The sequence below is a fragment of the Nocardia ignorata NBRC 108230 genome, assembly GCF_001612905.1.
GTDB classification, from domain to species: Bacteria; Actinomycetota; Actinomycetes; order Mycobacteriales; family Mycobacteriaceae; genus Nocardia; species Nocardia ignorata.
Genome location: NZ_BDBI01000007.1, coordinates 21,103 through 37,442, shown reverse-complemented (window position 1 = coordinate 37,442; position 16,340 = coordinate 21,103). Strand labels below are relative to the sequence as shown.

15 protein-coding genes and 1 tRNA gene are annotated in these 16,340 nt (G+C 67.7%); 7 read left to right on the top strand and 9 right to left on the bottom strand.

Annotated elements, in window-relative coordinates:
• Positions 1–95 precede the first annotated feature (95 nt).
• Both NI2_RS06190 and NI2_RS06185 read left to right on the top strand, forming a co-directional pair.
• On the top strand, positions 96–1,910 hold the full coding sequence (locus NI2_RS06190) for a vWA domain-containing protein (protein WP_067487255.1): 1,815 nt from the start codon (positions 96–98) through the stop codon (positions 1,908–1,910).
• Between the two features lie 195 nt (positions 1,911–2,105).
• The gene (locus NI2_RS06185) at positions 2,106–2,795 is read left to right on the top strand and encodes a nitroreductase (RefSeq protein WP_067487252.1); all 690 of its coding nucleotides are present in this window, start codon (positions 2,106–2,108) and stop codon (positions 2,793–2,795) included.
• A 77-nt stretch (positions 2,796–2,872) separates the two neighbouring features.
• Here NI2_RS06185 and NI2_RS06180 read toward each other — a convergent pair whose 3' ends face one another.
• The 7 genes from NI2_RS06180 to aceE all read right to left on the bottom strand — a co-directional run bounded on the left by NI2_RS06180 (position 2,873) and on the right by aceE (position 11,865).
• Positions 2,873–3,328, bottom strand: coding sequence for a winged helix-turn-helix transcriptional regulator (locus NI2_RS06180; RefSeq protein WP_067487250.1), 456 nt, complete (start codon positions 3,326–3,328; stop codon positions 2,873–2,875).
• Between the two features lie 78 nt (positions 3,329–3,406).
• Positions 3,407–4,852 carry an acyl-CoA carboxylase subunit beta gene (locus tag NI2_RS06175; protein WP_067487425.1) on the bottom strand — a complete coding sequence of 482 codons (1,446 nt, stop codon included), beginning with the start codon at positions 4,850–4,852 and terminating at the stop codon, positions 3,407–3,409.
• 106 nt (positions 4,853–4,958) lie between these two features.
• Positions 4,959–6,209 carry a KasA/KasB family beta-ketoacyl-ACP synthase gene (locus NI2_RS06170; protein ID WP_067487248.1) on the bottom strand — a complete coding sequence of 417 codons (1,251 nt, stop codon included), beginning with the start codon at positions 6,207–6,209 and terminating at the stop codon, positions 4,959–4,961.
• A gap of 11 nt (positions 6,210–6,220) precedes the next feature.
• A complete protein-coding gene (gene acpM, locus NI2_RS06165) occupies positions 6,221–6,547 on the bottom strand; it encodes a meromycolate extension acyl carrier protein AcpM (RefSeq protein WP_067487247.1) in 327 nt (108 codons plus the stop codon).
• Between the two features lie 56 nt (positions 6,548–6,603).
• Complete coding sequence (locus NI2_RS06160; RefSeq protein ID WP_067487246.1) at positions 6,604–7,518, bottom strand: ACP S-malonyltransferase; 915 nt, start codon at positions 7,516–7,518, stop codon at positions 6,604–6,606.
• A gap of 127 nt (positions 7,519–7,645) precedes the next feature.
• On the bottom strand, positions 7,646–8,947 hold the full coding sequence (locus NI2_RS06155) for a PucR family transcriptional regulator (RefSeq protein ID WP_174552191.1): 1,302 nt from the start codon (positions 8,945–8,947) through the stop codon (positions 7,646–7,648).
• A gap of 44 nt (positions 8,948–8,991) precedes the next feature.
• Positions 8,992–11,865, bottom strand: a complete 2,874-nt coding sequence (gene aceE / locus NI2_RS06150) for a pyruvate dehydrogenase (acetyl-transferring), homodimeric type (protein WP_067487244.1) — start codon at positions 11,863–11,865, stop codon at positions 8,992–8,994.
• A 207-nt stretch (positions 11,866–12,072) separates the two neighbouring features.
• On the opposite strand from aceE, the gene NI2_RS06145 reads away from it, so the two are divergent.
• The 4 genes from NI2_RS06145 to NI2_RS06130 all read left to right on the top strand — a co-directional run bounded on the left by NI2_RS06145 (position 12,073) and on the right by NI2_RS06130 (position 13,813).
• A complete protein-coding gene (locus tag NI2_RS06145; RefSeq protein WP_067487243.1) occupies positions 12,073–12,630 on the top strand; it encodes an Rv2240c family protein in 558 nt (185 codons plus the stop codon).
• Between the two features lie 118 nt (positions 12,631–12,748).
• Positions 12,749–13,171 (top strand): DUF3052 domain-containing protein, encoded by a 423-nt coding sequence (locus NI2_RS06140; protein ID WP_067487242.1) that lies wholly within the window; start codon positions 12,749–12,751, stop codon positions 13,169–13,171.
• A gap of 74 nt (positions 13,172–13,245) precedes the next feature.
• Positions 13,246–13,710, top strand: coding sequence for a peroxiredoxin (locus NI2_RS06135; protein WP_067487241.1), 465 nt, complete (start codon positions 13,246–13,248; stop codon positions 13,708–13,710).
• Between the two features lie 31 nt (positions 13,711–13,741).
• Positions 13,742–13,813: transfer RNA gene (locus NI2_RS06130), tRNA-Val, on the top strand.
• A 35-nt stretch (positions 13,814–13,848) separates the two neighbouring features.
• Here NI2_RS06130 and ligD read toward each other — a convergent pair.
• A complete protein-coding gene (gene ligD / locus NI2_RS06125; protein ID WP_084476007.1) occupies positions 13,849–14,823 on the bottom strand; it encodes a non-homologous end-joining DNA ligase in 975 nt (324 codons plus the stop codon).
• 78 nt (positions 14,824–14,901) lie between these two features.
• Complete coding sequence (locus NI2_RS06120; protein ID WP_133734047.1) at positions 14,902–15,381, bottom strand: hypothetical protein; 480 nt, start codon at positions 15,379–15,381, stop codon at positions 14,902–14,904.
• A 50-nt stretch (positions 15,382–15,431) separates the two neighbouring features.
• Between NI2_RS06120 and NI2_RS06115 the strand changes: the two genes are divergently transcribed.
• Positions 15,432–16,334 carry an aminoglycoside phosphotransferase family protein gene (locus tag NI2_RS06115; RefSeq protein WP_067487237.1) on the top strand — a complete coding sequence of 301 codons (903 nt, stop codon included), beginning with the start codon at positions 15,432–15,434 and terminating at the stop codon, positions 16,332–16,334.
• The last annotated feature ends 6 nt before the right edge of the window (positions 16,335–16,340 follow it).

Genomic DNA, 16,340 nt, shown 5'->3' with positions numbered 1-16,340 from the left:
TCGGCCGCCCCCGGCCCGTGCGTGGTGTGACCCGGCCGCGCCCGTGGGAATCGGGTCAGGACCGGGGCGGCGACGCGCGGTAGGGTCGGCTCGCTATGTTGAAATTCCGCACCGCCGCGATCGCTGCGGCGGGTCTCCTGTTGTTGTTGCCCGTACCGGCGCAGGCGGATCCCGCCGAATACGCGCCGACCATGATCATCCTCGACGCCTCGGGTTCGATGGAACGCCCGGATCGCGGCGGGACCATGATGGACGCGGCCAAACAGGCGGTGCGCACCTTCGTGGATTCGGCGCCCGCGCAGGCCGCGGTCGGCCTCACCACCTACGGCACCGGCACCGGCAACACCGAGGCGGAGAAGGCCGCGGGCTGCCAGGACGTGCGGGTGCTGCACCAGCCGAACACCCTGGACAAGGCCGCGCTCACCACCGCCGTCGACGGCATCCGGGCGCGGGGTTGGACGCCGATGGGTACCGCGCTGCGTCAGGCCGCCGACGCGCTGCCCGATTCGGGACCGCGCTCCATCGTGCTGGTCTCCGACGGTGACGACACGTGCGCACCGCCCGACCCGTGCGAAGTCGCCGCCGAACTGAAGCGCGCGGGCGTCGATCTCGTCGTGCACGCGATCGGTTTCGCCGTCGACGACAAGGCCCGTGCCCAGCTCACCTGCATGGCTCAGGCGACGGGCGGCACCTACACCGATGCCGCCGACGGCGCCGCACTCGAGCGCGTCCTGCCCCGCGTGAGTTCCGCCGCCCTGCGCAACTACCAGGCCACCGGAACACCCATCACCGGCTCCGCCGAGTACGGTTCGGCACCGGTGGCGAAGGCGGGCCAGTACCTCGACACGATCGGTCAGCGCGAGAAGCGGTATTACGCCGTCGATGTGCCCGAGGGCGCCACCGCGCATTTCACCGGCATCGTGTCGTTCCCCCGCGCGAAGGACGTCTCGACAACCGAGGACATGAACGCCCTCGAACTGCGCGTCCGCAACCGCGAGGGCACCGACTGCGGGAAGCGCGAACGCGAACTCGAAACCCGCTCCAGCGACGGTGTCGCGCTCACCGTCGCCACCACGTTCGACGGCGCCGCCGGGTCGAGCGGCGCCTGCAGTGGTGGCGGCCGCTACTACTTCGAGGTGAACTGGGACCTCGCCTCCACGGGTGCGCCCGCTCACCTGCCGATGGAGATCCTGATCGGCATCGAACCGGGCGTCACCGATCCCGGGCCTGCGGCAACCCCGACGCCCGTCACCTTCATCGACCCGGGCGGGCCGGTCCAGCCGGTGACCGGCGGTGGCTCGTTCACCGTCGCCGCCACGCTCCCCGGCAGCGGAAAGTTCAGTGACACGCTGCAATCCGGCGAGTTCGTCTTCTACCGGGTCCGCCTGGACTGGGGCCAGGGGCTGGCCTATCGCGTGCAGTTCGCCGAGACCGGCGGCGCGAACAACACCTCGGCGGCGAACGTGGAGACCGTGCTGTACTCGCCGCTCGGCCGTGAGATCGCCACCGACACCAACGCCTACACCGGCAGGTCGAGTGCCGAGTTGTCGGTGGAGTCGGTTCCGGTCCGCTACACCAATCGCGAGCAGTCCGACTCCGCGGTGAAACAGCAGGCGATCGCGGGCTGGCACTATCTCGCGGTGAAGGTCGGCCAGCCGTCGGGCGCGGACGCGATGCCGCCTACGCCGGTGCAGCTCGACGTCAGCGTCTCGGGCACGGCCGGACCCGGGCCGGCCTATCGCGGCGGCGGTGATGTACTCGGCGAGCAGAGCCAGGACCAGCTGGTGACAGTGGACGGATCAACGGCCACCGCCCGCCCGTGGACCCTGTACGCGCTGGTCGGCGCGGGCATCGCGTTGCTCGTCGGTATCGGCGTCGCCGTGGTCGTGGTCGTGCGCCGCCGAGCCTGATCCCGCCCGCATCCCTTCTCGCGCCCCCGCCGTGCCGGTCGGCGGCCATGACCGTCGGCCGCCGACGGACTCGCCGATCAGAACCCGCCCCCGCCCGAATCTTCGTGGTGCGGGCGGGTTCCGCGTTTCCACCCCGACTGCTAAATTGGTCTCAAAATGAGACTAGTTCTCACGACCGACCGAGGGAGCCGCGCGATGGCGCCGACCGACCACCCCGATTTCGCCGCCCTACGGCGCCTGGCCGACGAACGCTGGACCTGCCGCCAGTTCAAGCCCGACCAGGTCGAGCGCGCCACGATCGAACAACTCCTCGCCCTCGGGCAGCGCACCCCGTCCTGGTGCAACACCCAGCCCTGGCAGATCGTCGTGACCGCGGGCGACGGCACCGACCGGTTCCGCAAGGAACTGCTTGCCCACATCCAAACCGCCGCCAACACACCGGATTTCGAATTCCCGGCCGCCTACGAAGGCGTCTACCGTGAACGGCGACGCGCCTGCGGATTCCAGCTCTACGACAGCGTCGGCATCGTCAAGGGCGACCACGAGAAGACCATGCGTCAGATGGTCCGCAATTTCGAACTCTTCGACGCACCGCACGTCGCGATCGTCACCTCCGAGGCCGATCTCGGAGTGTACGGCGCCATCGACTGCGGGCTGTGGTTGGAGAACTTCCTGCTCGGCGCCCAGGCTCTCGGCCTCGGCGCCGCACCCCAGGCGGCACTTGCCTCCTACTCCCCCTTCATCCACGAGTACTTCGGCATCCCCGACACCCGCAAGGTCGTCTTCGGCGTCTCCTTCGGCTACCCCGACCCCGACCACCCGATCAACGGCTTCCGCACCGCCCGAGCCCCCCTCGATGACCAGGTCACGTGGCACACTTCCTGAATTCGAGATCATCACGCTCTGGTGGCGGCATCGCCCGGGAGGGAAACGCCACCAGAGCGTGGTGATCGGTTGACCTGTCAGGCGACGCCGGTGATGCCGGGGCCCGCCTGCGGTTCGATATCGCGGGCGGTGACCTCGGCGTGGCACGCGTCGCAGGTGAGGTGGACGTGGGCTTCGCCGGTGCAGTCGTGGTGGCGGTATTCGACCGGTGGGCCTTCGGGAGCCATGTAGGTGTCGCCCCAGTCGCGGATGGCCATCAGGATCGGGTAGATGGCGTGGCCTTTTTCGGTGAGGCGGTATTCCTCGTAGGCGCCGTCGTCGACGGGACGTTTGACGAGGATCTCGTGCTCGATGAGGCGATCGAGTCGGTCGTGCAGGCGGCTGCGGGAGATGCCGAGCGCGCTCTGGAAGGCGTTGAACCGGCGGACGCCCGCGAAGCAGTACTTCAGGATCAGCAGCGTCCAGCGGTCACCGAGGATCACCAGGGGCCGCGTGATGGAACACGGGGCATCGGCAAGCTCCTCATAACGCACCCTGCCATTATGCGCCGCGGTGCTGTGCGGACCGGGAAACGGCCGCCTCGACGACGAGGCGGCCGTTTCCCGGTCAGCTCACAGCGGGATGTTCTTGTGGTGACTCTTGCGGGCAGGCGCCGAGGCCAGCGCCGCAGCGAGGGTGCTGCGGGTCTTCGCCGGATCGATCACCTCGTCGACCACGCCGATCGCGACGGCACGTTCCACTCCGCCCGCGATCCGCTCGTGCTCGGCGGTGAGCCGCTCGTGCAGCGCCTCACGCTCCTCTTCCGGCGCGGCGGCCAGCGCCTTCTTGTGCAGGATGCCGACCGCGGCCTTGGCGCCCATCACGGCGACTTCCGAACCGGGCCAGGCGAATACGGCGGTAGCACCGAGGGCGCGCGCGTTCATGGCGATGTAGGCGCCGCCGTAGATCTTGCGGGTCACCAGGGTGACGCGCGGAACGCGAGCCTCGGCGAAAGCGTGCAGCAGCTTGGCACCGCGACGCACCACACCCTCGAGTTCCTGACCGACACCCGGCAGGTACCCGGGAACGTCGGTGACCACGATCAGCGGAATACCGAACGCATCGCACAACCGCACGAAACGCGCGGCCTTCTCGGCACTTTCGGAGTTCAGGCAGCCACCCAGACGCAGCGGGTTGTTGGCGAGCACACCGACGGTGCGCCCACCGAGGCGGCCGAGACCGGTCACCATGCTGCGCGCGTAACCGCCCTGCAGCTCCTCGAACGACGACTCGGTCGCGCCGTCGGGCGACTCCACATTGTCGAGCAGCTCGTGGATGATCGGCTTCACGTCGTAGGCGCGCTTGGCCGACTCCGGCATCATCGCCTTGAGGTCGACATCGCCGTGCGCGGCCGCGACCAGGTCGAACTCGCCCTGCTCGGCGAACATCGACACCAGCCTGCGGGCCCGGTGCAGCGCGTCGGCCTCGTCGTCGGCGGCGATATGGCAGACGCCGGACTTCTTGAAGTGTGTGGTGGGACCACCGAGGGTCTCCATGTCGACGTTCTCGCCCGTCACCGAGCGCACCACGTCGGGACCGGTGACGAACACGCGGCCCTCGGGCGCCATGATGACCACATCGGTCAGCGCGGGGCCGTAGGCGGCGCCACCGGCGGCGAAGCCGAGCACCACCGAAATCTGGGGAACGAGCCCGGACGCGCGGACCATGGCCTCGAAGACCAGCCCGACCGCGTGCAGCGCCTCGACACCCTCGGCAAGGCGTGCGCCGCCGGAATGCCACAGGCCGACCACGGGAATGCCGGATTCGATGGCGGTGTCGATCGCGTCGACGATGTGCTTGCAACCCTCGACGCCCATCGCGCCACCCATCACGGTGGCGTCGGAGCAGTACGCGACGGTGCGGACACCGTCGACCTCGCCGATCGCGGCGAGCACACCGGAGCGGTCGCGGGGATGCAGCGGCAGGATCGTGCCGGGGTCGAAGAAGCGCTGGAGCCGGCCGAGCGGGTCACGCGGGTCGGTGACCGAATCCTGAAACGCGGGAGCAATGATGGTCATCGCGTCCACTCCTACCTTCGTTGTCGAAAATCTCTCGGCCTCCGCCGGATCACGGCGGAGGGTCGAACCATTCAGTTGGCCGACCCCCCACCGGGAAATCCGTGCGTCAGGCCCGACCGAAGGCGAGCGCGACGTTGTGCCCACCGAAGCCGAAGGAGTTGTTGATCGCGTACTCGATTTCCTGGCGACGGGCTTCCCCGTGCACCACATCGAGATCGATCTCCGGATCCTGGTTGTCCAGGTTCAGCGTCGGCGGAACGATGCCGTCCCGAATCGCGAGCACAGTGAGCACCGACTCGAGGGCGCCGACGGCACCGATCGAGTGACCGAGTGCCGACTTCGGCGCGTACACCGAAGCGTGGTTGCCCACCGCCAAGTTGATCGCGTTCGCCTCGGCGGTGTCGCCGATGGGAGTCGCGGTCGCGTGGGCGTTGATGTGGGTGATGTCGCGCTTGGTCAGACCGGCGGTCTGCATCGCGCGAGTCATCGCCCTGGCCGCACCGGTGCCCTCGGGATCGGGAGCGACCAGGTGGAAACCGTCGGAGGTGATGCCCGCGCCCAGCAGACGCGCGTGGATGGTCGCACCGCGAGCCTTCGCGTGCTCCTCGGTCTCGATCGTCATGAGCGCGCCCGCTTCGCCGAAGACGAAGCCGTCACGATCCTTGTCGAACGGACGCGAAGCACCCTTGGGGTCGTCGTTGCGCGTGCTCATCGCCCGCATCATGGAGAACGCCGCGATCGGCACCGAGTCGATGAAGCCCTCGACGCCACCGGTGACGACCATGTCGGCGTCACCCATCACGATCATCCGCCACGCGTTGGCGATGGCCTCCGAACCCGACGAGCACGCCGAGACCGGAGTGACCACTCCCGCCCTGGCCTTCAGCTCTAGACCGACGACCGCCGACGGACCGTTCGGCATGACCATCTGAACAGCCAGCGGCGAGATCTTGCGATAGCCGCCGTTCTTCAGCTTGTCGACCGAGTCGATCAGCGCGTCGCCGCCACCGAGACCGGTACCGATCGCGACACCCAGGCGGTCGTGGTCGACCTCCGGGCTGCCCGCGTTCTTCCACACCTCGCGACCGAGCACGGTCGCCAGGCGCTCGACATACGCCATGCGGCGGATCTCGACCCGGCTCAGGAGGGTGTCGGGGCTGACTTTCAGGTGACCGCCGATACGCACCGGCAGGTCGTATTCCTCGATGAAGGAATCCTCGAGAACGTCGATTCCGCTCTCACCGTTGAGGAGTCCCTTCCACGTCGCATCGACATCACCCGCGATCGACGTGGTCGCCGCCATGCTGGTGACGACGACGTTGGGGAAATTCCCGTTCAAGGTGGAAGGAGTGGTCACTGGTTCAGCCTCTACTCGGCGTCGAACTTGGCCTTGAGCTCCGCGGCGGCGTCGGAGTTCTCCGCCTCGAGCTTCTGGATGTAGGAGACAGCGTCACCCACGGTCTTCAGGCTGGCGAGATCCTCGTCGGGGATCTTGACGCCGTACTTGTCCTCGGTCTGCACAGCGATCTCGACCATGGACAGCGAGTCGATGTCCAGGTCGTCGACGAAGGACTTCTCGATGGTCACCTCGGAGGGTTCGATACCCGTAACCTCTTCGATGATCTTGCCGAGTTCTTCGACGATCTGTTCCTGGGTCAGAGCGGCCACTTTGGTGGCTCCCTTCTTGTTTCTCATTTGTAGGGTCTTGAACAGCCGACGCACTTCGTCGTGCGCGACCGCCGGGGGGAAAGCTAGCCCGCGGAGGTGAGTCCGGCCAACGCGGGGAGGTCTTCTGGAGTCTTGAGGGCGAGGTTGGGGGTGCCCTTCAGTTCCCGTTTGGCGATGCCGACCAGGGTGCCCGCCGGTGGCAGTTCGGCCACCGCCGAGACGCCCGCGGCGCGGACGGTCTCGGTGCACAGGTCCCAGCGCACGGGACGGGTGACCTGCGCGGCGAGCTTGTCGATCGCGTCGGCGCCCGAGGTGACCGGTTGTCCGTCGAAGTTCGACAGCAGCGTCCGGATCGGGTCGCTCGGCGAGATCTGGGCGATGGCATCGGCGACAGCTGCCTGTGCCGGGGCCATGAAAGCGGTGTGGAACGCACCGGCGACGGGCAATGCGCGGACCCGTGCCTTCTCCGGCGGGTTCGCGGCGAGCTCCGCCAGAGCTTCCAGGCGGCCCGCCGCGACGATCTGGCCTACCGCGTTGCGGTTGGCCGGGACGAGATCGAGTTCGGCGAGCCGTGCGAGCACGGTGGCTTCGTCGCCACCGAGCACCGCGGACATGCCGGTCGGTTCCTGCGCACACGCCTTGGCCATCTCCCGGCCGCGGATGGCGGCCAGGCCGACAGCCTCGTCGGGGGTGATGACGCCCGCGACAGCGGCCGCGGCGAATTCGCCGACCGAATGCCCGGCGACGATCGTATCCGCAGGAAGGGTTTCGGGGGCGATTTCGGCGAAGGCCAGCAGCGCGGCCGCGACCACGAGCGGCTGCGTCACCGAGGTGTCGACGATCTCCTCCGCCGTCGCGGTGGTGCCGAGACGGACCAGGTCGAGGCCGGCGGCCTTCGACCACAGCTCGAGGCGATCAGCCGCACCGGGGAGTGCGAGCCAGGGCGTGAGCATGCCGGGTGTCTGGGACCCCTGTCCAGGGGTGAACAACGCGATCACCCCCTAAGAAAACACTGTGACCCCCGCCGCACGAGATGTCGGCGCGAATGAAGGTTTGGAACGCGTTTTGTAGGGGTCCCACAAAATCCGAGGTGGGGCGTCCGGATCGACCGATTCGCGAATCCCGTTACAGGGGGTCGTGAGCCATTGGGGTTGACGGGGTTTCCGTGACAGAAGTGGATGATTCGTTATGCGTTCGTGTCAAACGGCCCACTGTGGCCGCGATCCGGAGCACATACGCGTCGCGGGGATTGAGCGGATCACGTCCGGTCACCTCGCCGATTCGCTTGAGGCGATACCGGACAGTATTTGGATGGACGTACAGCTGACGCGCGCACGTTTCTACTGCTCCGCCACAATCCAGGTAGGCGTCCAATGTGTCGGACAACGAAGATCCGGCCGACGCCAACGGGAGGACAACATACTCGTTCAGCGCCTCTATCGCAGCTCTATCGCCCAGCAAGGCCCGTTCCGGTAACAACTCCGAGGCGTGAACGGGCCTTGGCGCGCCTCGCCACCCGACAACGGCCTCCATTCCGGCCAATGCCTCGATGGCGGAGGCGTGCGCGGCGCCGAGGGTGCGCATGGTCGGGCCGATCACCACCGGACCGTCGGAGAACACCTCGGCGAGCAGATCCGACAGGAACGGCGAACCGATCCCCGCGTCGCCCAGGTGCCCGCTGACCACCATCACCAGCCGCGCGCCCTGCACGACCGCGAGCGCGGCACGACCGTGCCTGGTCGCGATGGTGTGCACCGCCCCGACCGTCGACACACCCTGGTCCTGCGGCGGGGTGCCGACAAGCACCGTTGCCGGTGCGGTGGCGTCCCAGTTCAACGTGGCGGCCCGGGAGAGCATGTCCGGGCCCGTGTCCCCGCGCACCACCGCGTCGACCACCAGCGCCTCGAGGCGGGTGTCCCACGCGCCCCGGGATTCGGCCGCGCTGGCGTACACCGAGGCGGCCGCGAAACCGAGCTCACGCCCGTATCGCAGCACCGCCTCGGTGAGCGCGACCAGCTGCCGGTCGTTGCGGGCGAGCGCGGGCAGCCACTGTTCGAAGAAGTCCATGGCCACCCGGACCATGTCCACGGTCTGGCGCAGCGTGAGCCGCCGCGCCAGATCCTGCGGAATCACCTGGAAGGCGTCCAGGCTGAAGCGGATGTCGGACTCGGGATCCTGCAACCACTCCAGGAAGTTCACCACCGCGGTCTGCACCAGCATCTGGACGCCTGCCCGCTGGGCGGCGTCCAGATCGGCGAAGAACGGCAGCCGGTCCTGCATCGCGCCGACCGCCTCGGTCGACAGCCGGCCCGAGAACTGCTTGACCCGTCGCAGCAGCGTGTCGGGCAGCGGGTCACGGGTCTGCCGGTTCGGGGACAGTGCCCCGGTCGGCAGGTAGACCTCGTGCGTGCTTGTGCCCTCGGTGATCCGACGGGGCCGCGGCGGTTTGCGCTCCACAGTCCAATAGTCCGCTACGCCAGTTCCTCCGGTGCGTCCGCACTCGGCTTCGGCGCGGCGGACACATCGTCGATGCGGTATTTCGCGGCCGCTTCCACCGCCTTGGCCTTGTCGAAGGTGCCGTCTTTCACCAGGCCTTCGAGCACCGCGACGACGATGGACTCCGCGTCGACGTTGAATACCCGGCGGGCGGCGGGACGGGTGTCGGAGAAGCCGAACCCGTCGGTGCCGAGGGTGATGTAGTCGCCGGGCACCCACTGCCGGATCTGATCGGGAACCGCGCGCATCCAGTCGGTGGCGGCCACCACCGGTCCACGCGCCGAGGCGAGCGCCTCGGTGACGTAGGCGACGCCGGGGTCGGCATCGGGGTGCTTGAGCGCGTGGATCTCCTTCTCGACGGCTTCCTTGCGCAACTCGCCGAACGAGGTCACCGACCACACGTCGGCGGCCACATCCCACTCCTGCGCCAGGATCTGCTGGGCACGCAGACCGGCGGGCACGGTCACGCCGGAGACCAGGATCTGGGCGCGCACCTCGCCCTCACCACCGCGCTGGTACAGGTACAGGCCCTTGAGCAAGCCGGCCACGTCGAGGTCGTCGGGCTCGGCCGGCTGCTGGTAGGGCTCGTTGTAGAGCGTGATGTAGTAGAAAATGTTCTCCCCGCCGAAGGTCCCGGTCTCCTGCGGGTGGGTGCCCGGCAACGTGCCCGGGTCCGGGTTGCCGCCGCCGTACATGCGGCGCAGACCGTCGCGCACGATGTGGGCGATCTCGAACGAGAACGCCGGGTCGTAGGTGACCACGGCCGGGTTGGTCGAGGCGAGCAGCAGCGAATGCCCGTCGTTGTGCTGCAGGCCCTCACCGGTGAGCGTGGTCCGCCCGGCCGTCGCTCCGAGGACGAAGCCGCGGGCCAGCTGGTCGGCCGCGGCCCACAGGCCGTCGCCGGTGCGCTGGAAACCGAACATCGAATAGAAGATGTAGAGCGGGATCATCGGCTCGCCGTGCGTGGCGTACGCGGTGCCCGCCGCCGTGAACGACGCCGTCGACCCGGCCTCGTTGATCCCCTCGTGCAGGATCTGGCCGACGTTGCTCTCCTTGTAGGCGAGCATCAGTTCCGCGTCCACGGAGGTGTAGAGCTGGCCGTTGCGGTTGTAGATCTTCAGCGACGGGAACCAGGAGTCCATGCCGAAGGTGCGTGCCTCGTCCGGGATGATCGGCACGATGCGCTTGCCGATCTCCTTGTCGCGCAACAGTTCCTTCATCAACCGGACCAGCGCCATCGTGGTCGCCACGTTCTGCTTGCCCGAACCCTTGCGCACCGAGCGGTAGGCCTCGTCGCCCGGCAGCGTCAACGGCTTTGCCGCACTTCGCCGTTCGGGCAGGTACCCACCGAGCGCCTTGCGCCTGGCCTGCATGTACTGGATCTCCGGCGCGTCCTGGCCGGGGTGGTAGTACGGGGGCAGGTACGGGTCCTTCTCCAATTCCGCGTCCGAGATCGGGATGCGCTGCAGATCGCGGAAGTCCTTGAGGTCCTGCAGCGTCAGCTTCTTCATCTGGTGGGTGGCGTTGCGGCCCTCGAAGTGCTTGCCGAGGGTGTAGCCCTTGATGGTCTTGGCCAGGATCACCGTCGGCTGGCCCTTGTGCGTCATCGCCGCCGCGTACGCCGCGTAGACCTTGCGGTAGTCGTGGCCGCCGCGCTTGAGGTTCCAGATCTCGTTGTCGGACATGTTCTGGACCAGCGCCTTGGTGCGCGGGTCGCGGCCGAAGAAGTGATCGCGCACGTAGGCGCCGTCGTTGGCCTTGTAGGTCTGGAAATCCCCGTCGGGGGTGGTGTTCATCAGGTTCACCAGGGCACCGTCGCGGTCGGCGCCGAGCAGCGCGTCCCACTCCCGGCCCCAGACCACCTTGATGACGTTCCAGCCCGCGCCGCGGAAGAAGGACTCGAGTTCCTGGATGATCTTGCCGTTACCGCGCACCGGTCCGTCGAGGCGCTGCAGGTTGCAGTTGATGACGAACGTCAGGTTGTCGAGCGCCTCGTTGGCGGCCACCTGGATCAGGCCGCGCGACTCGGGCTCGTCCATCTCGCCGTCGCCCAGGAACGCCCACACGTGCTGGTCGGAGGTGTCCTTGATACCGCGATCGTGCAGGTAGTGGTTGAACCTGGCCTGGTAGATCGCGTTCATCGGGCCCAGGCCCATCGAGACCGTCGGGAACTCCCAGAAATCGGTCATCAGGCGCGGATGCGGGTAGGACGGCAGGCCCTTGCCGAGGCCGCCGTGGCTGTATTCCTGCCGGAACCCGTCGAGCCGGTCGGTGCTCAGGCGACCCTCGAGGAACGCGCGCGCGTAGATGCCGGGCGAGGCGTGGCCCTGGATGTAGATGTGATCGCCGCCGCCGGGATGGTCCTTGCCACGGAAGAAGTGGTTGAAACCCACCTCGTAGAGCGCCGCCGACGAGGCATACGTCGAAATATGCCCGCCCACACCGATTCCGGGACGCTGCGCGCGATGCACCATGATCGCGGCGTTCCAGCGGATCCAGGCGCGGTAGCGGCGCTCCACCTCCTCGTCGCCGGGGAACCACGGCTCGTTCTCGGTGGGGATCGTGTTGACGTAGTCGGTGGAGGTGAGCGCGGGAATCGACACGCGACGCTCACCGGCGCGTTCGAGCAGCCGCAACATGAGATAGCGCGCGCGGCCCGGGCCTTCCCGGTCGAGCATCTCGTCGAAGGATTCCAGCCATTCGCTGGTTTCCTCCGGATCGATATCGGGTAGATACGATGCCACGCCTTCGCGGATCACCCGCACGCGTTCCCCGGTGGGTTTGGCACCGGGCGCCGCGGGGTCGGTCGGCGAATCGGAAGAAGCTGCAGAGTGGATCAGGTCGGTCAAATCTGCTCCTCGTACTGGGGGCTGAACTGCTTGTCGGCGTCGCGGTCCCCGGGCTTGCCCGCTTGGTGTGCGGAGCACCCGTCTCGAAAGGTTCGGGCGACCCCCATCCTTGCCGAAAGGGTCGCCCAGGTCATCATCTCAGCAGGAAATCCACTAGATTCGCGATGGACCTACCGGTCAGTGAAGTGAGAGGGAACGGGTTCGACGATGAGGGTGCCGCACGCGCGCAGACTCGGGCTGATCTGTGCATCGGTCGCCGTGATCGCCGGTTCGGTGATCGCCGGGTGCGCCCAGCAGGTCGCCGGTAGCCCGACCACCGACCCCGCCGAAGTCGCCGCCTACAAGACCGAGGCCGCCGCGTCGTCCTCGGCGGCCGCGTCTTCGCGTGCGGCGGCCGCCCGGACCAAGGCCATCGAGGACAACTGCGGGCAGTTCCCCACCACCACCGGTGCGGGCGTCACCGCCTACAACGACTTCGTGAAGGCCCACGACGAGAACGCCCCCGACTACGCCGCCAAGCGCGAGGCCGCGGCCGTCGCGCTCGATACCGCCGCGACGGCCGTCGAGTCCGGTGTCGCCGCCGCCGCGGGCGCCCTGCCGACCGAGCTGGCCGACAAGTTCACCGCCTATGTCGTCGCCGCGCGAGAGCTGTCCGCCGAGACGCGGAAGATGACCTACAGCTCCGCGGTCGGCGGTCTCAACGATGCGAGCCGCAAAATCAATCAAGCGCGTACCGAGGTACAACAGGCCTGCCCACGGCGCTGAATTCACGTCGCCGACACGCGGCGTACGGTACCGATTCATCCGATCGGCTTGCGCTGCGGCCGATAACCATGTTCGCTTGCACGTATCTTACTGTCGGCAGTTTAGGGAGGACACCACCGTGGTCGCCGCGGCGGACGCGCAGAACTACGCTCAGAAGCTTGGCATTTCTCACGGCTTGGTTGTTCAGGAATTGGGCTGGGACGAGGACACCGACGACGCATTGCGCGCCGAGATCGAGGAGATCACGGGCGGCGAGATGGTCGACGAAGACTCCGACGAGGTCGTCGACGCCGTCCTGCTGTGGTGGCGAGAAGGTGACGGCGATCTGGCCGACGAGCTGATGGATGCCATCAGCCCGCTGGCCGACGAAGGGTTCATCTGGGTCCTCACCCCCAAAACCGGTCAACCGGGCCATGTCGATCCGAGCGAGATCGCCGAAGCCGCACCCACGGCCGGCCTGACCCAGACATCAACCATCAGCCTCGGCAGCTGGACGGGCTCGCGCCTGGTTCAGCCGAAGGCACCGTCCAAACAGCGCTGAAACCGCCGTTCGCTAAGGTCTCAGCCGGACGAGAACGCTCGGCTGAGACCCGACACGACGACAGGAACTCCCCTATGCCGCTAGAGGTTGGCACTCTCGCGCCGGATTTCACGCTCAAGGACCAGAACAACCAGCCCGTCACCCTGTCGGACTACCGGGGCAAGAAGAATGTCCTGCTGGTGTTCTATCCGCTCGCCTTCACCGGCATCTGCCAGGGTGAGCTGTGCAAAGTGCGTGACGAGCTGCCCAAATTCCAGAACGACGACGCCGAGATCCTCGCGATCTCCGTCGGCCCACCACCCACCCACAAGATCTGGGCGGCCGAACAGGGCTACCTGTTCCCCCTGCTGTCCGATTTCTGGCCGCACGGCGCCGTCGCCCAGGCCTACGACGTCTTCAACGAGAAATCCGGCTACCCGAACCGCGGCACCTTCGTGATCGACAAGTCCGGATACATCACTTTCGCGGAGATGAACGGGCCCGGAGAGGCCCGTGACCAGGCGGCTTGGGAGAAAGCGTTGGCCGCGCTAGATTCATAACCCGACACCGCCGGTCCCACCGGCGATGCAAGGGCGTATAGCTCAGCGGTAGAGCACTGGTTTTACACACCAGCGGTCGGGGGTTCGATCCCCTCTGCGCCCACATCTTGTCGCACACGTTCGGTTCGCACGTAACCGTCAGGTCGGTAGGCCGATCTCCTCAGGTGTCTTGTCGGTGCGGATCCCGCGGAAGCTCGGATGCCGGAGCAGTCCGTCACCGCTGATCTCGCGGTATTCGATATCGGCGACGAAAACCGGTTCGACCCACCAGGCCGTCCGGGCGACCGGTGCCGGTGGTGGATCGTCGAGCGGTGTCGTCTCGCGGCGCACCTGGTCCAGGGCGGCGCGGATGCTGCGGCGGGAAGCGGCGGTGAAGCCCGTGCCGACTCCGCCGATGCAGCGCAGCCGCCCCTCCGGAGTGTGGGCGGCCAGGACAAGGCCGCCGAAGGTCGCGGCATTGGCGCCGTTGCCGGGGACCGCGCCGACGATCACGGCTTCGGTCGTGAGTCGGAGGACCACTTTCGTCCAGGCAGAGGAGCGGCGGCCCGGTTCGTAGATCGAATCGCCGTGTTTGCAGACGATTCCTTCCAACCCGGAGTCCGTCGCCACGCGCAACAACTCCTCCGCGCTGGTGTCGGTCAGCGACCACATCGGTGGCACCCGCACGCGCGCACCGTCGTCGAGTGTCAGGTCGGCCAGTTCGGCGCGGCGGGTGCGGTAGGAGTCCTCGAACAGCACCTCCTCGTCGACACCGAGCACATCGAAGACGAGATAGTCGACGCGGACCTGCTCGATCAGCGCGGGCGTCGGCCGCTGGACGTGCATGCGCTGCTGCAACCGGGAGAACGAAGGTGCGCCGCGCTCGTCCGGAGCGACGAGTTCGCCGTCGAGCAGGAGGGTGCGTCCATCGGTGATCTCGGTGAGCGCGGCCACGACCTCGGGGTAGGAGCCGGTGATGTCGCGCAGGTTCCGGCTCCACAAACTGATCCCCGCCGGGGTGCAATGGGCGATCGCGCGCACGCCGTCCCATTTCATTTCCGCGAACCAGCCGCCTGGCGGCTGCGGTGGCCGTCCGGGTTTGGCCAGCATCGGTGCCGGGACCGTGAACCCCACATGATCAGCCTATTCCCGCCGCGGTCCGGGCTCCGCTCACGCGGCAGATCCTCGGCGCGTCCGACCAGGCTGAATCCGCTATCGACCGGTCGGCAGGGCACGGTGGGCGGCACGGAGGAGGAGGGCTGTCGCGATCGTCGCGCCCGCCAGCCCGGCCATGACGATTCTCGCGATCCAAGGCCCATAACTGATTGCCGCCACGCAGCCGAGCGTCACAAGGACGCCGACAGCGAACAGCATCACAGCCACCCTGCCGATTCCTGCGGTCTTCCCACGCAGAACCTGCTGGGAGGCGAACAGCAGACCGAGGCCCGCCAGCCCGGGAACGGCACCCACCACGCAGATCGTCAACAGATACGGCGAGTCGAGACCGGACACGATCACCCGCGACGAACAGGCCAGCAGCACCGCTCCGAGCGCACACCCGGCCGCGCCCGCAGCCCACATTGCTCGCCGCGCCTCGGGATCGGCGACATCCGAGGTCCTCGCTCGGACGTCATCGACCTGGCCCATCTGGAACCCCCACGGCAGCGCAATCAGCGACAAGGGCGTAGCCATGCCCCACATCCGACCGTACCGGCCTACGGTGAACCCGTGGAGGCACCGAGATGATCGAAATCCCCGAGGCTTTCGCGCACGAGACGATCGGACGCGAAGGTGAACCGGGCCGTGCCTGGATCGCCGCACTCCCCCAACTGCTCGATGATCTGCTGCAACGCTGGTCCTGCAGACCGGACGGACCACTGATGCACGGCAATGTCGGGGTCGTGCTGCCCGTCGACCGCGCACACCACCCGCCCGCGGTCATCAAGGTGTCCTTTCCGCACCCCGGCAACGACTTCGAGGCCGACGCCTTCGACACGTGGAACGGCGCGGGCGCGGTGCGGCTGTTCGAACGCGACACCGCGCACTATGCGATGTTGCTGGAGCGCGCCCCGGGCGGAGCGCTGTCGGAGGTAACCGACTTCGACGAAGCCGTGACCGCACTGGGTGAATTGTCGTGGCGGCTGGCCGTCGACGCCCCGCCGGCTCTGCCGCGCCTGAGCCGCTTGGTCGCCGAATGGCCGGACGAAATGGCGGCTACCGCAGCAGAAGTGGGCAATCCGCTGCCTGGTCGCGTCATGGGTGCCGCCCTCGCCACTCTGCGAGAGCTCGGCCCGAACCAACCCGAAACGCTCGTCCACGGCGATCTCCACGACGCCAATGTCCTGCGCGGCGACCGCGAGCCCTGGCTGGCGATCGACCCCAAGGGCTACGTCGGTGACCGAGCCTACGACACGATCACCGTCATCCGCAGCTACCGTTTCGCTCCCCTGCTGTTCAGCGCCGACCCGGCACGTGGCCTCCGTCGCGGACTCGACATGTATTGCGAGGCAGCCCGGATCGATCGTGAACAGGCACGCCGGTGGGCGCAGGTGCGAGCGGTGAGAGCCGCGCTGTGGGGTCGACAGCACGGTGAACCGGACTGGGTCGTACGGGTCACCGACCGGCTCGCCGAGATGCTCGTCTGATCTCGG